We start from the raw sequence: 22,529 nt of genomic DNA, 5'->3' as shown, positions 1-22,529 counted from the left end.
TCTCGGCCTGCCGGAGCCGGAGCCGGCCCCGGTCGCCGCCTGAGCGCCGGCCGAATTGCCGGATCCCGTCACGGGCCCTAGCTTCCCTCGGCACAGCGGAGGCGCCCGCGATGATCGATCTCTACGCCTGGAACACCCCCAACGGCCGGAAGATCAGCGTGGCGCTGGAGGAGATGGCGCTGCCCTACCGGGTCATCCCGGTCGACATCACGCAAGGGGCGCAGCACGCGCCGGACTTCCTGGCGATCAGCCCGAACAACCGCATCCCCGCCATCGTCGATCCGGACGGGCCGGACGGGTCCCCGATCCCGGTGTTCGAGTCCGGGGCGATCCTGCTCTACCTCGCCGAGAAGACCGGCCGCTTCCTGCCCGAGGACCGGCGGCAGCGCGTCGCCGCCCTGGAATGGCTGATGTGGCAGATGGGCGGCTTCGGGCCGATGCCCGGCCAGGTCCACCACTTCCTGTCCGTCGCGGAGGCCGACCGCGCCTACGGGCTCGCCCGCTACAGCAAGGAGACGCACCGGCTCTACGGCGTGCTGGACCGGCGCCTCGCGCAGGTCGCGTACGTCGCGGGGCCGCTCTCGGTGGCGGATTTCGCGATCCTCGGCTGGGCGTGGCGCCACGAGCGCCACCAGGTCGACCTCGCCGACTACCCGCAGGTCCGGCGCTGGTACGACCGGATGATGGAGCGCCCCGCCGTGCAGCGGGGCTTCGCCGTCCCGCTGAGCTGAGGCGGGGCGCCCCCTGGTCCGGCGTTTGCGACGCCGGGATCCACCGTTCGGGGAGTGACGATGAGGCGACGCACCTTCCTGGCCGCGGGGGCCGCGGCCCTGGCGGCCCCCTCCGTCGGGCGGGCGCAGGGCGCCCGGGTCCTGCGCATGGTCCCCCAGGCGAACGTCACCTCCATCGATCCGATCTGGACGACGGCGATCGTGACCCGCAACCACGCCTACGTGGTCTACGACACGCTGTTCGGCCTCGACGCCGACCTGCGGCCGCAGCCGCAGATGGCAGCCGGCCTCAAGGTCGAGCAGGACGGGCGCCGGGTGACGATCCCCCTGCGCGCGGGCCTGCGCTTCCACGACGGCACGCCGGTCCTGGCGCGGGACTGCGTCGCCAGCATCCGGCGCTGGGCGGCGCGCAACGGCTTCGGCCAGACCCTGATGGCCGCCACTGACGAGCTCGCCCACGACGGCGACACCGACATCGTGTTCCGGCTGAAGGCACCGTTCCCGCTCCTGCCGCAGGCGCTGGCGAGCGTCAGCCAGCCGGCCTTCGTCATGCCCGAGCGGGTCGCCCAGACCGACCCGTACAAGCAGATCACCGACGCCACCGGCTCCGGGCCGTTCCGCTGGAAGGCCGACGAGTTCAACTCGGGCAGCCTGATGGTCTACGAGCGCCACCCCGGCTACGTGCCGGCGCCCGGCACGCCGAGCCTGACGGCCGGCGGCAAGGTCGCCCATTTCGACCGGATCGAGTGGCGGATCATCGCCGACGGCGCCACCGCGGCGGCGGCCCTGCAGAACGGCGAGATCGACTGGTACGAGCAGCCGCCGCCCGAGCTCCAGCAGCTGCTCGCTCGCAACCGCGACATCGTGGTGGAGGGCCTCGACCGGCTCACCAACCCGGCGATCCTGCGGATGAACCACCTGCAGCCGCCTTTCGACGACGTCGCGGTGCGCCGGGCGGTGCTGCCGGCGATCGTCCAGAGCGACTTCATGGCGGCGATCGTCGGCGACGATCCCGGGGCCTACGACGACCGCTGCGGGATCTTCACGCCCGGCACACCGATGGCGAGCCAGGTCGGCCTGGAGGCGCTCACCGGGCCGCGCAGCCTGGAGGCGGCCCGCGCGGCGCTCAGGGCCTCGGGCTACGACGGCGCGAAGATCCGGCTGATCGGCCCCACGGACCTGCTGGCGCCCGCGGCGCTGACCCAGGTCGCGGCCGACCTGCTCCCCCGGATCGGCTTCAACGTCGACCTGGCCCTGAGCGACTGGGGCACGGTGATCCAGCGGCGCGTCTCCCGCGAGCCCGTCGAGAAGGGCGGCTGGTCGGTGCTGCTCACCACCTTCTCGTCCTTCGACAACGCCGACCCCGCCGCCCTGCAGCCGCTCCGGGCCAGCGGGCCGAACGCGTGGTTCGGCTGGCCGTCGGTGCCGCGGCTGGAGGCGCTCCGGACCGCGTGGTTCGCGGCCTCCGACGCGGAGGCGCGCCGGGCGATCTGCGCCGACATGCAGCGGATCGCCCTCGAGGAGGTCGTGTTCGTGCCGGTCGGCTCCTACCGCTCGATGACGTCCTACCGGCGCGACCTCACGGGCCGCCTCCCGGGCTTCCCGATCCTCTGGAACCTCCGGCGCGCCTGAGGGCGCGGCTCCGCCTCGCGCCGGGGCCGCCTCAGGCCCTCCGGCGCACCGTGCCGGCCTCTGCCGCTGCCTCTGCCGCTACCTTCGCTTCCGCCGCGCCCTCGCGCTCCAGCCGCTCCAGCAGGTCGCCGAGGGGCATCGGGCGGCCGATGTGGTAGCCCTGGGCGTAGCGGCTGCCGTGCCGCCGCGCCACGTCGAGCTGCGCCTCCGTCTCGATCCCCTCGACGATCCCGTCGAGGCCGAGGTTGCGGCACAGGTCCAGGATCGTGGAGACGAGGCTGCAGCCCCGGTCGGTGTCGATGTCGGCCATGAAGCCGCGGTCGATCTTGATCTTGTCCAGCGGCAGGCGGTGGACGTAGCCCAGGCTGGAATAGCCGGTCCCGAAATCGTCGAGCGCGATCTTGATGCCCAGGCTGCGCAGGGTGGTGATGGCCGCCTTGGCGTGGTCGAAGTCGCGCATCAGGGCGGTCTCGGTCAGCTCGAGCGTCAGGCGGCGCGGGTCGATGCCGCTGCCCCGCACCGCCGCCAGGATCGACAGGACGGTCTCGGGCGAGGCGAGGTCGTGGGCGGACAGGTTGAAGGACAGGCCGGTCCCGGGCGGGAGCTGCGCGCAGTCGGTGAGCGCCTTGCGCAGGAGCAGCAGCGTCACCGTGTGGATCATGCCGCCGCGCTCGGCGGCCGCGATGAACCGGTCCGGCGCGACGCGGCCCAGCGTCGGGCTCGTCCAGCGCGCCAGACCCTCCACGAAGGCGGTCCGCCCCGTGGCGAGGTCGAGGACCGGCTGGTAGTGCAGCACCATCTCGGCGGCGAGGTCCGCCGTCCGCAAGGCCGTCTCCACCGCCTGCTCGGCGCGGATCGCGTCCTTGTGCTCCTGCGAGAACAGTGTCGTCGCGCCGCGCCGCTGCTCCTTGGAGTGGTAGAGCGCGTAATCGGCGCGGTCGAACAGGGCGTCGGCGTCGTGCGAGACCCGGCAGGGCAGGGCGAGCCCGCCCGAGCAGCCGGTGACGACCTGGATGTCGCCGATCCGGATCGGCCGCTGCAGCGCCGTGCAGACGCCGTCGCAGAAGGCGAGCGCCGCCGCGGCCGAAGCCGGCGCGCGCAGGATCACGCCGAACTCGTCGCCCCCCAGCCGCGTCACCACCACGTCCGCCCCCGCGAAGGCCGCGAGGCGCCGGCCAGCCTCCGCCAGGACGCGGTCGCCGACATTGTGCCCGTAGGTGTCGTTGATCGGCTTGAACCGGTCGAGATCGAAGATCGCCAGGGCGAAGGCCATGTCCGCCCCGGAGGACGACCGGAGCGCCTCGTCGAGCTTCTGGAAGAAGTAGCGCCGGTTGGGGAGGCCGGTCAGGCTGTCGGTCTGGGCGAGGCGTGCGTTCTCCTCCGAGAGCCGGCTCGCCACGGCCTGGGACGCGACGAGGGCGACGAAGGCCCGGTAGTTGGTGTTGAGGATGCGGACCATCACGGCCGTGACGAAGGCCGTATTGGCCGCGATGGCGAGGAACACGTGGTTCCCGCTCGTCACGCAGCAGAACAGGAACACGCCCATGACGATGCCGGTGACCAGGAAGGCCGCCAGCGGCAGGTAGGTCAGGCAGAAGATGCAGGCGATCACCGTGACGGCCACGAAGATCGCGACGTGGCCCTGCTCGTAGGGGCCGCCGAACGTGTTCAGGACCATCGCCCAGATCACGAAGGCGACGGAGAAGAAGACCGTCAGCACCGTCGTCCGCCGCAGGTGGCGGGCGGCCTGCGCCTCGTTCAGGGTCTCGGGCCTCAAGCGCCACCAGTGGATCGCGCGCAGGAGGCACAGCGCGATCACGGTCCCCGGGATGCCGAGGGTCAGGTAGGCGGGCGCCAGACCGTAATGCGTCACCGCGAGGGCGCCGGCATTGACCGAGAGCAGTCCGTAGAGGGACGGGATATGCTTCTGCAGTTCCGCGAGCTGACGCATGGCCGTCAGACCCGGGGCGGATGCGGTCGACCTCCCGATCAATATCGAGAAAGGATATTTCGGACGGTTCATCGAAGCTGCGTCTGAGAGATTGCCATATTATTATACTCCTAACATTAAAGAGATATTTAAGCCGCGAGCTGTCACGGCGGTCGTCCACGGCTCTATTCCCCGCGCCGGAGCGCCGCATCGCGGCGCTCGGGAGACAATCCGCCGGGCGGGCGAGCCGACGATTTACCGATTCCGTCCCAAGTTGAGCGGGAAGTGACCCGGTTCGACTTGTATCGAGGATCGTACAACTGCCTCGCTGCTCCATCTGCTCTTCCAGGGACTGGTGGATGGAGGTCGGCCGGCCGCCTCGCGTGCCGTCGGCGCCGATTGCCCGGACAGGACATCCCGGCGATGATCGTCGTCGCGGCCGCGGCCGCGGGGCTCAGGAGAGGCCGATGAGAATCCGTGTCCGCGTCGCCCGGCTGGCGATCCTCGTCGGCGGGCTGCTCGTGGCCGCCGCGCCCGCGCAGGCCGAGACGATCGACGTGACCTTCGCCTGTCCGAACGGTCGGACGCTGGCCGTCACCTTCCTGAACGCCGCGGGGCCGGAGCGGGCGGTTGTCCGGCCGGACAACGGCGCCGCCGTCACCCTGCCGGTGCAGCTCAGCGGGTCGGGGTTCCGCTACGCCGACGCCACGCACGAGCTGCGGGGCAAGGGGCGGTCGGTCACGTGGACCGACGGCGCCGGCACGCCGGTCACCTGCACCGACCGGACGCCGGCCGACGCCAAGCCGCGCTAGGCTGCTCGGGGCGCGTGCCGGACCCTGGCCCGGCAGCGCCGGACCCGCTAGGAACCGCCCGTCCCGGAGATTGAGGCGTCGGCGTCCCGCCGCGCGTCGCCCGCGACGCGGAGACGTTCCTTGCCCTCGCCCGCGCCCCCGTCGCGCTTCGACGCCGTCCTCCTCGACCTCGACGGCACCCTCGTCGACAGCCTGGCCGATCTCCGGACGGCCCTGAACGCCACGCTGGCGCGGGAGGGTCTGCCGCCGGTCGGGACCGCCGCGATGCGGGCCATGGTGGGCGACGGCGCGGTGGCGCTGCTGCGGCGCGCCCTGCGGGCCTCGGGCGGCGATCCGGAGCGGGCGCCGGACCTGCTGCCGGCCTTCCTGGCCGTGTACGAGCCGCTCGCGGCCGCCGGCACCGCCCTGTTCCCCAACGCCGCCGCGGCGGTCCGCGACCTCCGGGCGGCGGGCTACGCGCTGGCGATCGTCACCAACAAGCCGGCCCGCGCCACCGGCCTGATCCTCGACGCGGTGGGGCTGGCGCCGCTGATCGACACGGTCGTGGGCGGCGACACGCTGCCCGAGCGCAAGCCCGATCCCGCGCCGCTGCGGGAGGCCCTGCGTCGCCTGCGGGTCGAGCCCGGGCGGGCCGTCATGGTCGGCGACATGCACCACGACATCGCGGCGGCCCGCGCCGCCGGCACCGCCGCCATCCTGGCCCGCTACGGCTACGGGCGCCCGGTCGACGCGCGGACCGCCGACGCCGTCCTCGACGACATCGGCGGCCTGCGGGCGATGATCGGCGCGCTGCCCGCGGGCGGCACCCCGGCCTCCTAGGGGGCTCCTAGCGGCTTGCCGCGAGGTCGAGGCGGGCGGGGGCGCCCGGTGCCCGGGCCTGCCGCTCGAGGACGGCGCGGGCGCTGTCGGCGAGGACGAGCCACGCGCCGGCCATGAGGGTGACGTCCTTGAGGACGAGGCGCCCGGCGCCCGAGAGGTAGGGGAAGCCGTGCTCGGCGTCGCCGAGCGCGGCGACCCAGGCCTCGGGGGTGGTCACGAGGAACGACAGGGTCACCACCGGGGTGAGGAAGGCCAGCACCGCGCCGGCCAGACCCAGCCGCCGCGACACGAGCCCGACGAGGACGAGCAGGCCGATCAGCAGCTCGACCGTGCCGAGGCCGCGGGAGAACGCGTAGGTGTGGTTGGCCGTCTGCCACGCGCGGGCGGCGAGGTTGAGCTCGCCCTCGTGGGTGAGGTGCTGCGCGTACTGGTCGGGGTGGGCGTAGAAGAACGCCATCACCGGGCTGTTGGCGACGAAGGGCGTGATGCTGTCGGCCTCGTAGGGCACGAACTTGAGCGCGCCGATCCAGAGGAAGATGACCGCGATGGCGACCCGCATGGCCTGGAGGCCGAGGCGGTTCGAGCCCGGCCCGGAGACGAGGCCGAGAACGCGGCGAACCTGCGTGTTCATGGCACGATTCCTTGCTCAATCGGATGGGGGGAGGGGCTACGCCTCGGCGGAGGCCGCGAAGGCGTCGAGCGCGCGGGTCGCGTAGACGACCGCGGCACCGGCATTGAGGCTGGTGGCGACCCCGAGGGCCTCGGCCAGCTCGGCCTCGGTGGCGCCGAGCTTGCGGGCGGCGTCGGTGTGGACCGTGATACAGCCGTCGCAGCGCAGGGAGATCGCCACCGCCACCGCGATCAGCTCACGGGTCTTGGCGTCGAGCTGGCCGGTCTTCTGGCCCGCCGTGCTGAGGGTGCCGTAGCCCCGCACCGTGTCGGGGCTGAGCTTGGCGAAGTGTCCGACGCCGGCGGTGACCTGCTGGCGGTAGCTGTTCCAATCGATCATGTGCATGACGACCTCCTTCGTGATGACGAGGAAGGTAGTCGGGGCCGGCCGCGCCCTCGATGACCGCGCGGCGCAGGCCGATGACCGGGCGGATCAAACCGCCTGCGGGGGCGCCTCGGCCTGCCGCGCCTGTCCGGGGCGGATCCCGTACTTGCGCAGGAACGCCCGGCTGAGCGCGGGCGCGGACTGGTAGCCGACCTCCGCGGCGAGACGGTCCAGCGGGACCGTCTCGGTGCGCAGGCGGTGATGGGCGAGCCCGAGCCGCAGGTCGGTGAGGAATTCCAGCGGGGCGACGCCCGCGGCGGCGCGGAAGGCGCGCACGAGGCTCGCCCGCGACGCGGCGGCCGTCGCGGCCAGTTCGTCAAGCGTCCAGGGATGCACCGGGTCGCGCACCATCGCGAGCACCGCCCGGGCGGTGAGCGGCTGCCCCAGGAGGCGCAGCAGGCCCTCGGCCGGGGCCGACGCCTCGAGATGCGCGCGGAGCATCATCATGAACAGCGCGCTCGCGAGGTTCTCGGCGACCGCGACCGACCCGGCGCGGAGGTCGTTCAGCTCCTCGCGGATGCCCGCCAGGAGCGGCGCGAACCGGGTGGCCAGGGGCTCGGTGCCGACGCTCAGGACGAGGAGGTCGGGCAGGGCGGTCACGATCAGGGTCTGGGGCGCCGCCTCGAAGGCCAGGCGGCCGCAGATCAGCTCGACGTCCGGCTCGGCCCCGACGGTGGTCTTGAACCGCAGATCGTGCGCGTGGCGGACCGCGACGGGCAGGGGCGTCGACGGCGGCGGCCCCGCGCCGTGGAACAGGTGCGCGTCGCCGCGCGGCAGGAGCAGGATGTCCCCGGCCGCGACCTGCAGCGGCGCGCCCCCGGGCCGCCGCAGCGTGGCGCGGCCGCGCGTCACGAGGTGGAAATAGGCCTGCCGCGTCGGCTCCGGCGCGTGCGGGGCGGCCCAGGCGCCGCCGAACCGGCAGACGTCGTCCAGGTGCGGCCGCACGCGCAGCAGCGGCGCGAGGCCGCTCAGCGGATCGTCGATCCCGGCGGTTCCGTGTGCGTCCGCGCGGCGCCCGATCGGTCCGGCCATGCTCCCCGCGCTCCGGAATGCCCTCCGGGCCCGGCATAAGGGCGCGCGGCGGCCTCGACCAGGGGGTGTTCGTCCGCCGCGCCGGTTCAGGCCGCCGCGATGGCCTTCTCGACGAAGGCGGTCACGCCGGCGATGTAGCGCTGGATCGGGATCCCGCGCTTCCGGTGCTTGGCCCGCTTCACGTACCAGTCCTGCAGGAGCGGTTTGATCAGCGCGGCGGTGAGGTCGACGTCGGCGACCGCGAAGACGCCCGCCGCCGCGCCGCGGGCGAGGACTTCGGCGAAGATGCGCTCCGTGGCGGCCTCGCTCTCCGTCGCCATCGTCCGGGCGGGGGCCGGGAAGCCCTTCGCCTCCATGAACGCGAAGACGAACCAGGGCTGCATCGCCTCGGTCAGGCGGATATGGGTCTCGATCAGCCAGCGCAGATGCGCGGCCGGATCCGCCGCGAGCCCCGCCGGGGCCTGCCGCAGGACCGCCTCGGCCGTCTCGGCCACCTCGGTGAGGATCATCACCAGCAGCGTGTTCTTGTTGTCGAAGTACGAGTAGAGCCCGCCCATGCTGAGCCCCGAGGCCCGGGCGAGGTCGCGCAGGCTCGTCTCGTGGAAGCCCTGCCGGCTCGACAGCTTCAGCACCGCCTCGATGATCCGCGCGAGGTTGGCGACGGCGACATGGTCCTTCCGGACGCTGATCCGGTCCCGGTGCCGCGCCAGGATCCGCGCGCAGATCGCCTCGGTGGCGTAGGCGTCCTTCACCGGAAGGTGCGCCGGAAAGTTCGCCGGAAGAGCGTCTGCGGGGCTCATCGATCCATCGTCGCTCCGTCGTCGCACCGTCGTCGCACCGTCGTCGTTTCGTCGTCGCGCCAGCCCGCGGTGGCCACGACCGGGAGCGGCTCCCGAGGTCTAGTCCGTTGCCAGGCGCGAATCCAGGCGATAAAAAGCGAGCGCTCGCTCGATTTTCGTCGTCGACACCGACCCAGGAGGTGGGCCCGTGGATTTCACCATCTCCCCGCGCGTCGAGGATTACCGCGCCCGGATCGCGGCCTTCGTGGACGCGCACATCCTGCCGCTGGAGGCGGATCCGGCGGCCTATGACGGCCACGGCAACATCAGCCTCACCGAGCTGACGCGGCTGCGCGGACTCGCCCGCGCAGAGGGCCTGTGGTGCCTGCAATTGCGGCCCGAGACTGGCGGCGCCGGGCTCGACAAGGTCGGCATGGCGGTCTGCTACGAGGCCATGAACCGCTCGATCTTCGGCCCGGTCGTGTTCAACTCGGCCGCGCCCGACGACGGCAACATGATGGTGCTGGAGAAGGTCGCGACCCCCGACCAGAAGGCGCGCTGGCTCGCGCCGATCGTGGACGGGCGCGTCCGCTCGGCCTTCGCCATGACCGAGCCGCATCCCGGCGGCGGCTCCGATCCCGGCATGATCCAGACCCGGGCCGAGCGGCGGGGGGACGGCTACGTGGTCACCGGCCGCAAGTGGTACATCACCGGCGCCGAGGAGGCCGAGCACTTCATCCTGATGGCGCGCACCTCCGACGACGCGCGGAAAGGGCTGACCGCCTTCCTGTTCCACCGGGACCAGCCCGGCTGGCGGATCCTGCGCCGCATCCCGATCATGGGGCCGGAGGAGCACGGCGGCCATTGCGAGCTGCTGTTCGAGGGCCTGGAGATCCCGGCCGAGAACGTCCTGATGAACGAGGGCGACGGCCTGAAGCTCACCCAGATCCGCCTCGGGCCGGCGCGGCTGACCCACTGCATGCGCTGGCTCGGCCTGTCGAAGCGCTGCGTCGAGATCGCCCGGGCCTACGCGGCCGAGCGGCACGGCTTCGGGATCCGGCTGGCCGACCGGGAGAGCATCCAGCTGATGCTGGGCGACCTCGCCATGCGGATCGAGATCGGGCGCCTCCTGGTGATGAAGGCCGCCTGGGCCCTCGACCGGGGCAGCTTCGCCCGCAAGGAGGTGTCGATGGCCAAGGTCCACGTGGCCAACCTCCTGCACGCGGCCGCCGACACGGCGATCCAGATCAACGGTGCGCGGGGCTACTCCACCGACACGCCCCTCGAGTGGATCTACCGCTACGCCCGGCAGGCGCGCCTCGTGGACGGGGCCGACGAGGTCCACAAGATGGTCCTGAACCGCAATCTCGAGGCCGAGGGCGACGCCTTCTGGTCGTGGGACGTCGGGGCCTGAGCGTCGGGGCCTGAGCGGGGCCGACACCGTCCGTCCGCCGCGCGGGGCGCGTCGGCAGACCGAGCCAGACAGGGAAGCCGAGAGGAAGCCGAGAGTATGACCGAGGTCGTGATCACAGGCGCGGTGCGCACCGCGATCGGCACGTTCGGCGGCGCGCTGGCCGGCACGCCGCCCTCCGTCCTCGCCGCACGCTGCGTCGCGGAGGCGCTGCGCCGCGCCGGGACCGCGCCCGAGGCGGTCGGGCACGTGGTCCTCGGCAACGTCATCCCGACCGAGCCCCGGGACGCCTACATCGCCCGCGTCGCGGCGATGGAGGGCGGGATTCCCGCGGAGGTGCCGGCCATGACGGTCAACCGCCTCTGCGGCAGCGGCCTGCAGGCGATCGTCTCGGCCGCGCAGTCCATCCTGCTCGGCGACGCCGAGACGGCCGTGGCCGGCGGCACCGAGAGCATGAGCCGCGCCCCCCACCTGCTGACCACCGGGCGGACCGGGTCGCGCATGGGCGACGCGGTGCTGGTCGACTACATGCTCGGCGCGCTGACCGACCCGTTCGGCAACGGCCACATGGGCGTCACCGCCGAGAACGTGGCCGCGCGCTACGCCGTCCCCCGCGACGCGCAGGACGCCTTCGCGGCCGAGAGCCAGGCCCGCGCCGCGCGGGCGATCCGCGAGGGCCGGTTCCGCGACCAGATCCTGCCGATCGAGGTCCAGCGCAAGCGCGAGACGGTGGCCTTCGACACCGACGAGCACCCGAAGGCCACGACCGCCGAGGACCTCGCCAAGCTGCGCCCGGCCTTCTCCAAGACCGGCAGTGTCACGGCCGGCAACGCCTCGGGGCTGAACGACGGCGCGGCGGCCCTCGTCCTGTCGAGCGCCGCGCGGGCCGCGCGCGACGGCGCGACGCCGCTCGCACGGATCGTCGGCTACGCCCACGCCGGCGTGGACCCGTCCGAGATGGGCATGGGCCCGGTGCCGGCGGTGGGGCGGCTGCTGGAGCGGACCGGCCTGCGGGCGGCGGATTTCGACGTCGTCGAGTCGAACGAGGCCTTCGCGGCGCAGGCCTGCGCGGTCTCCCGCGCCCTCGACCTCGATCCCGACAGGGTCAACCCGAACGGCGGCGCCATCGCCCTCGGCCACCCGATCGGCGCCACGGGGGCGATCATCACCGTCAAAGCCCTCTACGAGCTGGCCCGGACCGGCGGCCGCTACGGGCTCGTGACCATGTGCATCGGCGGCGGCCAGGGGATCGCCATGGCCCTCGAGCGCGTCCCGTGACGCGGCCCTGAGGCACCATGCTGGACGCGGATCAGAGGACGGCGCTCTGCGCCTGGATCGGCCGGACCCTGGGGGCCGGGTCGGTCGCGCTCGACGACGCCCGGCCGCTGACCGGCGGCTCGATCCAGGAGAACTGGATGCTGTCGTGCCGGGTCGACGGCGCGCCCCGGAGCTTCGTCCTGCGCAAGGACGCGGCCGCCACCATCGCGTCGAGCCGCTCGCGGGCGGAGGAGTTCCGGATCCTGCGCGCCGCCTTCGCGGCCGGCGTGCGGGTGCCGGAGCCGGTCGGCTTCTGCGCGGATCCGGGGGTGGTTGGGGCGCCCTTCGCGCTGATGGGCCTCGTCTCCGGGGTCGGGCTGGGGCCGCGGGTGGTCAAGGACACGAGCCTCGGCGGCGACCGCGCGGCCTTGGCCGAGCGGCTCGGCCGCGAGCTCGCCCGGACGCACGGCATCCTGCCGGTGGCCGGCCCGGGAGCCGCTCCGGCCGGCGACCTCGCCTTCCTCGGCGCGCCCGAGCCGGAGCCGGCCCTGGCCGAGATCCGCGCGCTCCGGGCGAGTCTCGACGGGATCGGCGCCGCGCGCCCGGCCCTCGAATGGGGCCTGCGCTGGGCCGAGCTCCACGCGCCGCCCTGTCCCGGGCCGGTCCTGGTCCACCGCGACTTCCGCACCGGCAACTACATGGTCGATGCCGAGGGTCTGACGGCGATCCTCGACTGGGAATTCGCCGGCTGGGGCGACCCGGCCCAGGATATCGGCTGGTTCTGCGCCGCCTGCTGGCGCTTCGGCCGGCCCGACCTGGAGGCCGGCGGCATCGCCCCGCGGGCCGCCTTCTACCGCGGCTACGAGGCCGAGAGCGGGCGCGCGATCGAGCCGGAGGCGGTGCGCTACTGGGAGGTCATGGCGCATCTGCGCTGGGCGGTGATCGCCCTGGAGCAGGGCCACCGCCACGTCTCCGGTCAGGAGACGTCGCTGGAGCTGGCGCTGACCGGCCGGATGGTCCCCGAACTCGAGGCCGCGATCCTGCGCGAGACCGCGCCCGAGCGGTGGGGAGCCCGATGAGCGAATCCTTCCCGGACGCGCCCGCGGGCGCCGCCCTCCTGTCGGTCGCCCGGCAGAGCCTCCTCGACGAGGTCGCGCCGGCCCTGTCGGGGCGCCAGCGCTACGTCCTGCTGATGGCCGCCAACGCGATGGGCGTGGTCATGCGGGAGCTCGCGCAGGCGGGCGCGGCGGCCGGGGCCTGGGAGCGGGCGCTGGGCGGCGCCGGATCGCCGGCCGAGCTGGTCGCGGCGCTCCGCGCCGGCCGGGGCGACGGGGACGCGGCGCTCCACGCCGCGCTCGTCGAGACGACACGGATCGCCGCCGGCATCTGGAAGGCCCCGGGCTAGCGATCCCGGGGTCCAGATCCGGGCGTCAGTAGGTGCGGCCGGTGCCCCGGCGCCGGTCGTAGCGGCGCCCGAGATAGGCGATGAGCTTCGGCACGATGAAGGCCGTCAGGAGCTTGCGCAGCATCGGTAAACCCTCCGTCAGCGGGTGCGGCGGACGAGCCATCCCGCCGCGAAAGCGACGGCGGCCAGGCCCAGCAGGGTGTTGGTGCGGTTGGCGTCGGCCGTGCGGATCGCCTGCCGGCCGTAATCCGCGCCGCGGCGGCGCACGGCCCGGGCCCGGTCGCGGCCCTCGTCGATCAGGTGGTCGGCCCGTCTCCGGGCGGCCTCGGCCAGGTGGCGGCCGTCCTCCGCCAGGTCCTCGGCGAGGTCCTCGGCCCGATCGCGGGCGCGGCCGTAGGCGTACTGGGCCCCGCCGGCCACCTGATTGACGGCGCCGCGCACCTGGCGGGCCGGGTCGCCGGTCAGGCCGCCCAGGGCGGTCTGGGCGCGGCCCTTGAGATGGCGGGACGCGCCGCGGATCTGGTCGCGGTTCATGCAGCTCTCCTGTTCTCGGGGGGATGGAGCCCCGTCTCGGGGCGGCGGCGCCGGTGTGCCGACGCCGCCGTGTCGGGATCAGTGCTTGCCGGTGACCTTGTCGGCGAGGTTCTTGGCGCCGTCCTTGACGTCGCCGACGGTCTTCTGCGCCTCGCCCTTCAGCTCCTGCGCCTTGCCCTCGGCCACCAGCTTGTCGTTGCCCGTCGCCTTGCCGGCCGCCTGCTTGACGTTGCCCACCGCCTCGTTGGCCAGGCCCTTGATCTTGTCGGTCGTGCTGCTCATCGCGTGTGCTCCTGCTTCGCTGGTGAGGCCGGTCTCCCCGGCCGGTGGTGGCCCCCGCGATCGACGCGGGGGCCGGTGAAGGTGTCAGAGGGAGGTGTCAGACGCGCCGGGTCTCGTAGGCGCCGAGCAGGGTCGCGGGCTTGGGAGCGCCCATCCGGCCGCCGACATACGCCGCCAGCGCACCCAGGATCAGCGCCAGCGCGGCGTAGAACGCGCCCTGCGTGGCCGCCGACTTCGCCGTCACGGCAGCGGCCTCGGCCTTCTGCTTGGCGCTGGCCACCGCCTGCTCGTACTGCTTCTGGTAGTCGTCGATCTGCGCCTTGGCCTGATCCGGCGTGATGCCCTGCGCCTTGGCCAGGGCGTCGGCGGCGCGGGTCTTGGCCTGCTCCTTCTGGGCCGGGTCACCGGTCAGGACGGCCTTCACCGCCGCCACGGCCGCGTCCTTGGCGGCCTGCGGGTCCTGGCCGGCGGCCTGCTGGCGGACCTTGTCCTCGATGCCGTCGAGCGGGTTCGAGATCTTCGACAGCGACGGCGCCGCCGCCTGGGCGGCGGTCTGCACCGTGCCGCCGACGAGGTTGCCGGCGCCGCCGAGCGCGCTCGAGACCGTGCCGAGCGTGCCGCCGACCAGGCCGCTGGCGGCCGAGGTCAGCATGTACAGCACCACCAGGGTGGTGACCGCCCAGGAGACCAGCCCGTGCAGGGCGGCCGCACCCGGAAGGGCCTTGCCCGAGAGCCGCCCGGCGATGAGGCCGCCCGCCAGCGAGGCGACGAGGCCCGAGGCGACGAACCACGCGCCCGCGCCCATGGAGACGGTGGAGGCGGAGGGATTGTCGGCGGCGGTCGTGCCGACCGAGGCCAGCCCGACGCCGACGCCGACGAGGTTGATGATCACCTGGGTGACCAGCGCGGTCACGGCGCCGGCGAAGATGGCGCCCCAGGAGACTTGGTTGAGCAGGACGGCGCGCGTGTCGGCGTGCGCGTCCGGCGCGAGGGGCGTTGCAACGGTCTGGATGGTGGTCACGCTGTCACTCCGGTGGTGGATCGCTGAAATTCGTGGGGCCGCCGGCCCCCGGAAGGCCCGGAAGGCCCGGGGGCTGCCGGGACGCGGCTCAGTCGCGGCTCAGTCGCGGCTCAGTCGCGGCGGGCGCTGACGAGCAGGCCGAGGCCGAAGCCCGCGATGCCGGCGATGAGCAGGGCGGCGAGCGGGTACTCGGCGACCTGCTGGCCGACCTCGCGGGTGCCGCGGCGCAGGGCGTGGCTGCCGCGCGCGTAGGCGTCCTCGGCGTAGTCGTACGCCTCCTCGGCGGCGTGGCGGACGCCGCGCTCGGCGCGGGCGTACTGGTCCTGCGCGGCGCCCTGGGCGCGGCGGGCGCGGGCCTCGACGTCGTCGGCCCCGAGATCGTCGACGGCGTCGCGGACCCGACCACCGAGGTCGCGGGCCGCGTCGGCCACGTGGTCGGCCGCGTCGCGCACGGTGTCCTTGGCCTGGCCGTAGAGGGTCTCGGCCTGTCCGGCGGCCTCGCGGGCGCGGCCCTCGACCGAGTCCCGCCGCGAGCCGGTCAGGTCGCCGAACGCGCCCTGCACCTTGCCGCCGAGTTCCCGGGCCGCGCCCGTGATCCGATTGGTATCGACCATGTCGTTCTCCTTCGTCGTCGCGTCGGCGACCGCCTCCGCGATCGCGCTCGTGGTGGGGGCGCCTTACCGTGAGGCGCCGGGTGACGTCCGTCAGCGCGGGCCGGAGCCCGCGGGCCCGGAGCCGGCCTTCGATCCGGGCGCGTCGCGCTTCTGGCGCCGGCCCTCGGTCTCCGTCCGGGCATCGCCGGTCAGCTTGCCGATGGCCTCCTTCACCGAGCCCTTGAGGTGCTCGGCGGACGGTGTCTTCCTGTCTTCGGTCATGGGCGCCTCGTCATGCGTGAGAAAACCCTTGCCGACCGGAAGATGTACGCCGGGCGTGCCGGATCAATGGTTTGGTTGTACCAGTATGGTGGTATTCATCCGTCAGAGATGTTCAGGGGAAAGCCGTTCTCGCGCCCCCAGACGACTGCCTCGCTGCGCTTGTGGATGCCGATCTTGCGGTACAGGGCGGCGCCGTGATTGCGCACCGTGTTGCGCGACAGCCCCAGCTTGCGCGCGATCGCGTCGTCGCCGAGCCCCGCGCAGATCAGGTTGAGGATCTGGCGCTCGCGCACGGTCAGGTTCGGCGCCGCCGCGTCGCCGCCCTCCCGGGCCGGCCGGCGCAGGTTCGCCAGCTTCTCGATCAGCCCGCGGCTGAACCACGACGTGTCGGCCATCACCGTCTCGATCGCGTCGAACAGCTCCCGCTCGGAGTGCTTGCGCGCGGTGATGTCCTGCAGCACCAGCAGAACGAAGGCCGTCTCGTTGATCTCGACCCGCTCGGCCGAGACCAGGCAGTCGAGGTTCGCGCCGCTCTCGTGGCGCAGGCACACCTCGAGACCCAGCACGTAGCCCTGCCGCTCCAGGGCGGCCTCGACCTGCAGGCGCTGCTTCTCGGCGACCCACAGGCCGGCCTCCTCCAGCGAGCGGCCGACGACGCGGTCCCCGCCCAGGCCGAAGACCCGGCTGAACGCCTCGTTCACGCCCGTGACCTGGCCGTCCTCGGCCCGCACCAGCACGGTCGGGATCGGCGTCATCCGGAACGCCTTGGCGAAACGCTCCTCGCTCTGGCGCAGGGCGGCCTCGGCCTTCCGGCGCAGTTCCAGGTCCGCGAAGGTGAACAGCATGCAGGGCTCGTCGCCCATCTCGATCGGCTGCCCGGCGACGATCACGAAGCGGCTCCCGCCGTCGGGCAGGTCGAGACAGGCCTCCATCTGCGGGATCGTGCCGCCCGCGTTGAGCCGCGCGACGGCGAGGTCGCGGTTGCGCGCGCCGGCCAGGACGTCGACCTCGTAGACGCTGCGGCCGATGACGGCGTCGCGGGTGTGGCCGGTCATCTCCAGGAAGCCGTGATTGACCTTGACGTGGCGCAGGTCGGACAGCCGCGTGATCACGGCCGGGGCCGGGTTGGCGTTGAAGGTGCGCTCGAACCGTTCCTCGGCCTCGAACTGGTCGGAGACGTCCTTCAGGATCAGCGCCAGGCAGCTCGGGTTGCCGTCGCGGTCCGTGGCCACGAGGCTGCGCAGCGAGTGCACGAAGTCCATGTCGGGCTTGTCGGCCCGCCGCACCTCGACCACCACGTCGTGGAAGCGCTCGCCGGCGATCACGCGCTCGATCGGGTACTGGTTGGGCGTGATGTGGTTGCGGTAGCGGAGACAGAATCGGTCGCGATAGGCGTCGACGGTGGAGCCGAGCTCGTCGAGGCTCTCGGCACCGTGCATCGCCAGGGCGGCCGCGTTGGCGTAGGCGATGGTCTGGTCAGGCTCGACCAGGATCACGCCCTCGCTCAGGCCGGCGATGATCTGCCGGAGCTCATGCCTGTCGACGCCCGCCGTCACAGCTTCTGCACCCCTTCACGCGGTCACTGCCCTGTCGGCAGCGGGGCACAAACGGGTTGCGCACAAGCCGGTTCCCTCATCTAAGTTATTTTCCTGGTATACGCGCACCATTGACGCGGGCGTTTTGAGCCAAAGATAAATGCTCGCAACGCCGCGACGCCGTTCCCGCGCGCTCTCGGCCCCCCTTCCCAGAAGACGTGGCCATGCCGACCGTGCAGGATATTGACCGACTAGTGCGGGGGACCGCGGAACACGGGGACGTGATCTCCGTCCCGGGTGCGACATCATGTACGAGTCGGAGCGAGAATTTTCCAGAAGTTGCAGAACTTGAGGAAACTTCGCGTCTAAGACGCCTGCTCGACCGCCTGTCGGAGGCCGCGGACGCCGCGGAGGCCGAGGGGCAGGTCCCGGTCGGCTTCGGGGCGGCGCTGGTCGACGCCGTGCCGGACCTGCGCCGCCGCGCGCTGACGCTGACCCGCGACGCCATCGCGGGCGATGTCCAGGGGGACGACCTCGTCCGGCTCACCCTCCTGAAGGCCTGGGAGCGCCGGGCGGCGTTCCGGCCTGGAACCGGGATGCCCGCATGGCTCGACACGTTCCTGCGCAGCCGCCCCGCGGGCGGCCGCGTCGGGCCGACCGGCCTGTCGCGGAACGGCGTGTCTACCGGGATGGCCCGGTGAGACATGTCGGCGCGTGGCATCCCGCGGAGCCGGTGAGAAACACGGCGTACTGGTAAAAATATCTCATTCCCACGAATGTGTTAGGCCCCATATCGCGATCGTGGAACGCGCCGTGCGCCGTCGGGTGCCGCCGGGTTCCGCGCCCCTTTCCCGAGGTTGTGCCGGGCGGATGGCCCTCTTGTCCGGCACGGCCGCGAGGCCGGGCGCCCGCGCCGCTCCGGGCGCGCGTCCGGCCCGTTGCCCTTTCACCCCGCGCTCCGGCTCCCGGCGCTCCGTCGGGTGACCGCACCGGCTGACGGTCCGCCCGCGCGCCGCGCGATGGATCCGTCCGGCACGGAGGAATCCCATCCGAGATCCGAGACCATCACTGAGGAGACGATGACCCGACTTCGCGCCGCACGGCTCGCGCCCGCCCTGATCATGACCGCCTGCACGACCGTCTGCGCCGCGACGGGAGCCTCCGCGGCCAACCGGTTCGACGGGTCATGGTCGGTCATCGCCACCGCGGAGAGCGGGAGCTGCACGGGGCCCTACAGCTATCCCATCGTCATCCGGGACGGGACCGTGGACGACGTCGGCGGCAACGGCGTGGACGCGTCCGGCCGGGCCGGGCCGGACGGCCGGATCACCGGCACGATCCGCAAGGGGCTGGCCAGCGTCTCGGTCACGGGCCGCCTGCGCGGGTCCGCCGGGACCGGCCGCTGGACGCTGTCCGGGCTCGGTGCCTGCGCGGGGCGCTGGACGGCCCGCCGCACCGGCTAGGGAGAGCGGGCGGTCGGCCCCTTTCCGGCCCCTTTCCGGCCGAGGCGCGGCGGTTAGACGGTCAGGACGGCCCAGCCGTGGGCCGGAAGGGTCACGCAGGCGCCGGTGCTGCCGGCCTCGGCGAGATCGCCGGTGCCGGCCTCGATCGCCCGGGCTTCCGGCACCGGCAGCGTCGCGTCCGCGTCGGCGAGGTTCAGGGCCGTCAGCACCCGCGCGCTCCCGTCGCCCAGCGCGAGCACGATCTGCGCGTTGGCGAGATGCAGCGCCCGCGCCCGCGCGCGGTGGAGCCCGGCGTGGCGCCGCCGGAGGGCGATCAGGTCCCGGTGCAGCCGGTAGATCGGCCAGCCGTAGGGAGCGAGATCCGCGGGCGTCGGCGGGAAGGCCGGCCGGATGGCGTCGTCGCCGCCGACCCGCTCCTCCTTCACGCCGCGGAAGGCCTGCTCGTCGCCGGCGTAGATCGAGGGCGTCCCGCCGCAGGTCAGCAGGATCGCCAGCGCGTGCGGCAGGTGCCGCTCGTCGGTGAGCCGGCTCGCGATGCGCGTCACGTCGTGGTTGCCCACGAAGGTCAGGGGCGCGAACCTGTCGAGAAGGCCGTTGTGCCGGTCCAGGGCGTGGGCCAGCTCGAACAGGTTGCGATCGTTGAGGGCGCTCCAGATCGCCTTCCAGAGCTCGTACTGGGTCACCGAATCCATGCCGGTGTCCTGCACGATGCGGGCGTAGTCGCCGTGGATCACCTCGCCGACGATGTAGGCCTCCGGATGCGCGAGGCGGACCTGCCGCAGCGCGCGCGCCCAGAAGCGCGGCGGCACCGCGTAGGCCGCGTCCAGCCGCCACCCGTCGGCGCCCCGGGCGAGCCAGTGGCCCATGACGGCGGCGACGTGGTCGGCGACGCGCGGGTCGTCGTGGTTGAGCGTGACGAGCTGCCGGTGCCCCTCGAAGCAGGCGTAGTCCGGCTCGACGCCCGGGCCGGAGCCCCGCGGCCAGGACAGCCGGAACCAGCCGGCCCGCTCGGATTCGGGCCCGTGCCGCAGGACGTCCTGGAAGGCCGGGTGCGCCCGCCCGACATGGTTGAACACGCCGTCGAGCAGGACGCGGAGGCCGCGGGCCCGGGCCGCCGCGACCAGGGCGTCGAAATCGGCCGCGTCGCCGAGGCGCGGGTCGATGCGGAAATGGTCGACCGTGTCGTAGCCGTGCGTGGAGGCCGCGAAGATCGGCCCGAGCGCCAGCCCGGACGCGCCGAGCTCGACCGCGTAGTCGAGCCAGCCGTGCAGGTGGGCGAGGCGGTGCGTGACCGGTGCGGCCGGATCGGCTTCGTCGGGGGCTCCGACGAAACCGAGGGGAAAGACCTGCCACCAGACTGCCTGTTCGATCCAGGACGCCACGCGACCTCCTCCGTCTCCGATCGGGACCGAACCCTGCCGCGCCGCGATGGTTGCAGGCTCGCCGCCGGCCCGGACGCGGCCTCGGCTCGCGGCGGGGGATCTCCGGGCAGCCCGGACCGAGACCTGGAGCCAGGCGCGGTCACGGGTCGGGATGTGGAATCGGGCAGGTGGCGCGGGGCGGGAAGCGATCTCCGCGGACCGGCGCTAAGTCCCGGCCGCGCCAGCGTTATCGCTGCGGAACCGGGACGCAGTCTTGTCACCAGGAAAGCCTGGTGGAGCTGAGGGGATTCGAACCCCTGACCTCCGCAGTGCGATTGCGGCGCTCTCCCATCTGAGCTACAGCCCCGTCGAGGCGCCGGCCTTGTAGGCGCGGGCGGCTCAGCCTGTCAATTCCCTGTTTCAACGTCGCCCGCCGCGCGCCGCTCCGGCGCTGGGGTGCGGGCGGCCCGAAGGATACGCGCGGACCCGCATGAACGCCCTGATCTGGCTCTTCGACACGGTCGTCCAGCTTTTCATCTACGTCCTCATCGCAAGCGCGGTTCTCAGCTGGCTCGTCGCGTTCAACGTGGTGAACGTGCGCAACCCGATCGTCGCGCAGATCGGCGAGGTGCTCTACCGGCTGACCGAGCCGGTGCTGCGGCCGATCCGCAACCTGCTGCCCAATCTCGGGGGCGTCGACATCTCGCCGATCATCCTCATCCTGCTGCTGCTGTTCATCAGCCGTCTGCTGCATGAATACGCCGTGCCCGCAGCTTACGTTTACACGCAGTAGGGTCGAACGCCCGTGAAGACGAATCCCGGCCGCTTCTTCGAGGATTTCCGCCTCGGCGAGACCATCCGCCACGCCACCCCGCGCACCGTGACGGTGGGCGACGTGGCGCTGTACACGGGCCTCTACGGGCTGCGCTTCGCCGTGCAGTCGTCGGACGCCTTCGCCCGGGCCATCGGCTACCCGAAGAGCCCGCTCGACGACCTGCTCACCTTCCACATGGTGTTCGGCAAGACCGTCCCGGACGTCTCCCTCAACGCGCTGGCCAATCTCGGCTACGCCGAGGGCGGGTTCCGGCGGCCGGTCTACCCGGGCGAGACGCTCTCCACCGTGTCGGAGGTGATCGGCCTCAAGGAGAGCTCGAACCGGCAGACCGGCGTGGTCTACGTCCGCTCGGTGGGCTCCGACGAGCGCGGCGAGACCGTGCTGAGCTATTGCCGCTGGGTGCTCGTGCGCAAGCGCGACCCCGAGGCGGCGATCGCCGAGGAGCACGTGCCGAGCCTCGCCAAGGTGGTCGACCCGCAGGACCTCGCGGGCGCGCTGCCGAAGCTCTCGGCCGCCGCCTACGACACCGACCTCGCCGGCAGCCCGCACCGCTTCGCGGATTACGCGGTGGGTGAGAAGATCGACCACGTCGACGGCATGACCGTCGAGGAGGCCGAGCACCAGATTGCCACGCGCCTGTTCCAGAACACCGCCAAGGTGCATTTCGACGGGCTGGCCGCCAAGGACACCCGCTTCGGCCGGCGCCTGATCTACGGCGGCCACGTGATCTCGCTGGCGCGGGCGCTGAGCTTCAACGGGCTCGGCAACGCCTTCGCCCTCGCGGGCATCAACGCCGGCCGCCACGTGGCGCCGCTCTTCGCCGGCGACACGGTCTATGCCTGGAGCGAGGTGCTGGCGACCGCCGATGTCGGCCGCGACGATGTCGGGCTCCTGCGCCTGCGGACGGTCGCCACCAAGAACCAGCTCTGCGGCGCCTTCCCGGACCGCGCCGGCGACGGCTATGACCCGGCGGTGATCCTCGACCTCGACTACTGGGCGTTCGTGCCGAAATAGGCGGCCACGCCCCGGACGGCACCGCTCGGCGAGGCCGGCGGGGGCGCGCCTCAGCGGATCCCGCCGCCGACCACGCCCGCCTCGACCGCCAGCGACAGGCGGTCCGTGACCGCCCACTCGACGCCCACGCCGGCCACCGGTCGCACCGCGATGTCCTGGCGCGCGAACGGCAGCGACCCCGGGGTCGGCCCGACGCGCAGCGTCTGGTGCAGGGCCAGGGCGCCGGTCTTGGCGTAGACCAGCACGTCCGGCGCGACGAGGGTGCCGACCTTCACCTCCAGGGATCCGGCGAAGTCGTTGGAATAGGCGAGCCGCCCGTAGCCCGGCGTGAGGTTACCGCCGAGGCCGGCGAGATAGTCGAACCCGCCGCTGATGCCGTAGAGGATCGGGCCCTCCTGCCACATCCGGCCGCCCTCGAACCCGATGGTCGGTCCCGAATAGCTGCCGAGATGCCGGGACGTGCTGACCGCGTAGCCGGTCGACAGGCGGGCATAGGAGCCGGTCCAGCGGCCATACGCGTCCTCGGGCATCTGCGGCCACGCGAAGGAGGGCAGCGGCGCGAAGCCGATGGACGGCCAGAACAGCGCCTGGGCGGCGGCGGGACCGGCCGGGAGCCAGCAGGCCCCGAGCACGAGGCCGGCCGCGAGGCGGCGGAACGGACGGGAATCGGCGCGTCTGCTCATGCCGCCATCCTACCCGAAGGCACCGGATCGGGACAGGCTCGGCCGTGGCCGCCCGCGGGATCGT

The 22,529-nt window shown here is 73.0% G+C and carries 25 protein-coding genes and 1 tRNA gene; 12 read left to right on the top strand and 14 right to left on the bottom strand.

From position 1 onward, the window contains the following. The first annotated feature begins 110 nt into the window (after positions 1-110). Positions 111-731, top strand: a complete 621-nt coding sequence (locus ACLBYG_RS15670) for a glutathione S-transferase N-terminal domain-containing protein (RefSeq protein WP_020096319.1) — start codon at positions 111-113, stop codon at positions 729-731. A gap of 60 nt (positions 732-791) precedes the next feature. Beyond that, positions 792-2,363, top strand: a complete 1,572-nt coding sequence (locus ACLBYG_RS15665) for an ABC transporter substrate-binding protein (RefSeq protein ID WP_100252932.1) — start codon at positions 792-794, stop codon at positions 2,361-2,363. Positions 2,364-2,394: 31 nt separating this feature from the next. Here ACLBYG_RS15665 and ACLBYG_RS15660 read toward each other — a convergent pair whose 3' ends face one another. Then, positions 2,395-4,314: a putative bifunctional diguanylate cyclase/phosphodiesterase gene (locus ACLBYG_RS15660; protein ID WP_447682032.1), complete on the bottom strand. Its 1,920-nt coding sequence runs from the start codon at positions 4,312-4,314 to the stop codon at positions 2,395-2,397. Between the two features lie 446 nt (positions 4,315-4,760). Between ACLBYG_RS15660 and ACLBYG_RS15655 the strand changes: the two genes are divergently transcribed. Beyond that, complete coding sequence (locus ACLBYG_RS15655) at positions 4,761-5,105, top strand: MliC family protein (RefSeq protein WP_091928236.1); 345 nt, start codon at positions 4,761-4,763, stop codon at positions 5,103-5,105. A 120-nt stretch (positions 5,106-5,225) separates the two neighbouring features. After that, complete coding sequence (gene gph / locus ACLBYG_RS15650) at positions 5,226-5,924, top strand: phosphoglycolate phosphatase (protein WP_447682031.1); 699 nt, start codon at positions 5,226-5,228, stop codon at positions 5,922-5,924. Positions 5,925-5,931: 7 nt separating this feature from the next. On the opposite strand, the gene rclC is transcribed toward gph, so the two are convergent. From rclC to ACLBYG_RS15630, 4 genes are all read right to left on the bottom strand, one after another. Further along, positions 5,932-6,555: a reactive chlorine resistance membrane protein RclC gene (rclC, locus tag ACLBYG_RS15645; protein ID WP_042670877.1), complete on the bottom strand. Its 624-nt coding sequence runs from the start codon at positions 6,553-6,555 to the stop codon at positions 5,932-5,934. A 36-nt stretch (positions 6,556-6,591) separates the two neighbouring features. Beyond that, positions 6,592-6,939, bottom strand: coding sequence for a carboxymuconolactone decarboxylase family protein (locus tag ACLBYG_RS15640; protein ID WP_020096313.1), 348 nt, complete (start codon positions 6,937-6,939; stop codon positions 6,592-6,594). A gap of 87 nt (positions 6,940-7,026) precedes the next feature. Continuing rightward, positions 7,027-8,010: a cupin domain-containing protein gene (locus tag ACLBYG_RS15635; RefSeq protein WP_447682030.1), complete on the bottom strand. Its 984-nt coding sequence runs from the start codon at positions 8,008-8,010 to the stop codon at positions 7,027-7,029. An 86-nt stretch (positions 8,011-8,096) separates the two neighbouring features. Next, the gene (locus ACLBYG_RS15630; RefSeq protein ID WP_447682029.1) at positions 8,097-8,810 is read right to left on the bottom strand and encodes a TetR/AcrR family transcriptional regulator; all 714 of its coding nucleotides are present in this window, start codon (positions 8,808-8,810) and stop codon (positions 8,097-8,099) included. 187 nt (positions 8,811-8,997) lie between these two features. Between ACLBYG_RS15630 and ACLBYG_RS15625 the strand changes: the two genes are divergently transcribed. The 4 genes from ACLBYG_RS15625 (at position 8,998) to ACLBYG_RS15610 (ending at position 12,862) form a co-directional block, all read left to right on the top strand. Beyond that, positions 8,998-10,203 carry an acyl-CoA dehydrogenase family protein gene (locus tag ACLBYG_RS15625; protein WP_331297626.1) on the top strand — a complete coding sequence of 402 codons (1,206 nt, stop codon included), beginning with the start codon at positions 8,998-9,000 and terminating at the stop codon, positions 10,201-10,203. A 96-nt stretch (positions 10,204-10,299) separates the two neighbouring features. After that, a complete protein-coding gene (bktB, locus tag ACLBYG_RS15620; RefSeq protein ID WP_447682028.1) occupies positions 10,300-11,478 on the top strand; it encodes a beta-ketothiolase BktB in 1,179 nt (392 codons plus the stop codon). Positions 11,479-11,495: 17 nt separating this feature from the next. After that, positions 11,496-12,536 carry a phosphotransferase family protein gene (locus ACLBYG_RS15615; RefSeq protein WP_447682027.1) on the top strand — a complete coding sequence of 347 codons (1,041 nt, stop codon included), beginning with the start codon at positions 11,496-11,498 and terminating at the stop codon, positions 12,534-12,536. After that, on the top strand, positions 12,533-12,862 hold the full coding sequence (locus tag ACLBYG_RS15610) for a DUF6285 domain-containing protein (protein WP_447682026.1): 330 nt from the start codon (positions 12,533-12,535) through the stop codon (positions 12,860-12,862). Before ACLBYG_RS15615 ends, ACLBYG_RS15610 begins: the two co-directional genes overlap by 4 nt. Positions 12,863-13,000: 138 nt before the next feature. Here ACLBYG_RS15610 and ACLBYG_RS15605 read toward each other — a convergent pair whose 3' ends face one another. The 6 genes from ACLBYG_RS15605 to ACLBYG_RS15580 form a co-directional block, all read right to left on the bottom strand. Further along, positions 13,001-13,396, bottom strand: coding sequence for a CsbD family protein (locus ACLBYG_RS15605; RefSeq protein WP_447682025.1), 396 nt, complete (start codon positions 13,394-13,396; stop codon positions 13,001-13,003). 78 nt (positions 13,397-13,474) lie between these two features. Then, positions 13,475-13,678 (bottom strand): CsbD family protein, encoded by a 204-nt coding sequence (locus ACLBYG_RS15600; protein WP_012321376.1) that lies wholly within the window; start codon positions 13,676-13,678, stop codon positions 13,475-13,477. A gap of 97 nt (positions 13,679-13,775) precedes the next feature. Then, complete coding sequence (locus ACLBYG_RS15595) at positions 13,776-14,699, bottom strand: hypothetical protein (protein WP_020096304.1); 924 nt, start codon at positions 14,697-14,699, stop codon at positions 13,776-13,778. A gap of 110 nt (positions 14,700-14,809) precedes the next feature. Then, a complete protein-coding gene (locus ACLBYG_RS15590) occupies positions 14,810-15,313 on the bottom strand; it encodes a CsbD family protein (protein WP_091683262.1) in 504 nt (167 codons plus the stop codon). A 90-nt stretch (positions 15,314-15,403) separates the two neighbouring features. Beyond that, positions 15,404-15,574 (bottom strand): CsbD family protein, encoded by a 171-nt coding sequence (locus ACLBYG_RS15585; protein ID WP_020096302.1) that lies wholly within the window; start codon positions 15,572-15,574, stop codon positions 15,404-15,406. Between the two features lie 95 nt (positions 15,575-15,669). Next, complete coding sequence (locus ACLBYG_RS15580) at positions 15,670-17,130, bottom strand: helix-turn-helix transcriptional regulator (protein WP_447682024.1); 1,461 nt, start codon at positions 17,128-17,130, stop codon at positions 15,670-15,672. 260 nt (positions 17,131-17,390) lie between these two features. Here ACLBYG_RS15580 and ACLBYG_RS15575 point away from each other — a divergent pair, with 260 nt between their 5' ends. Both ACLBYG_RS15575 and ACLBYG_RS15570 read left to right on the top strand, forming a co-directional pair. Further along, positions 17,391-17,810, top strand: coding sequence for an RNA polymerase subunit sigma-70 (locus tag ACLBYG_RS15575; protein WP_447682023.1), 420 nt, complete (start codon positions 17,391-17,393; stop codon positions 17,808-17,810). A gap of 378 nt (positions 17,811-18,188) precedes the next feature. Further along, positions 18,189-18,572, top strand: coding sequence for a hypothetical protein (locus ACLBYG_RS15570; RefSeq protein WP_447682022.1), 384 nt, complete (start codon positions 18,189-18,191; stop codon positions 18,570-18,572). A 53-nt stretch (positions 18,573-18,625) separates the two neighbouring features. On the opposite strand, the gene ACLBYG_RS15565 is transcribed toward ACLBYG_RS15570, so the two are convergent. Then, positions 18,626-19,954, bottom strand: a complete 1,329-nt coding sequence (locus ACLBYG_RS15565) for an alpha-amylase family glycosyl hydrolase (RefSeq protein WP_447682021.1) — start codon at positions 19,952-19,954, stop codon at positions 18,626-18,628. A gap of 270 nt (positions 19,955-20,224) precedes the next feature. Then, positions 20,225-20,300, bottom strand: a tRNA-Ala gene (locus ACLBYG_RS15560). A 123-nt stretch (positions 20,301-20,423) separates the two neighbouring features. On the opposite strand from ACLBYG_RS15560, the gene ACLBYG_RS15555 reads away from it, so the two are divergent. Beyond that, entirely contained in the window at positions 20,424-20,726 is a 303-nt protein-coding gene (locus tag ACLBYG_RS15555) for a YggT family protein (RefSeq protein ID WP_020091350.1), read from the top strand. A 12-nt stretch (positions 20,727-20,738) separates the two neighbouring features. Beyond that, positions 20,739-21,782, top strand: coding sequence for a MaoC family dehydratase (locus tag ACLBYG_RS15550; protein WP_447682020.1), 1,044 nt, complete (start codon positions 20,739-20,741; stop codon positions 21,780-21,782). 50 nt (positions 21,783-21,832) lie between these two features. Here the strand turns inward: ACLBYG_RS15550 and ACLBYG_RS15545 are convergent, their stop codons facing one another. Continuing rightward, positions 21,833-22,465, bottom strand: coding sequence for an outer membrane protein (locus tag ACLBYG_RS15545; RefSeq protein ID WP_020091348.1), 633 nt, complete (start codon positions 22,463-22,465; stop codon positions 21,833-21,835). Positions 22,466-22,529: the final 64 nt, after the last annotated feature.

The sequence above is a fragment of the Methylobacterium sp. D53M genome, from assembly GCF_053345625.1.
Note: the sequence above shows the minus strand (reverse complement) of the source record. Positions and strands in the feature narration are given on the sequence as shown.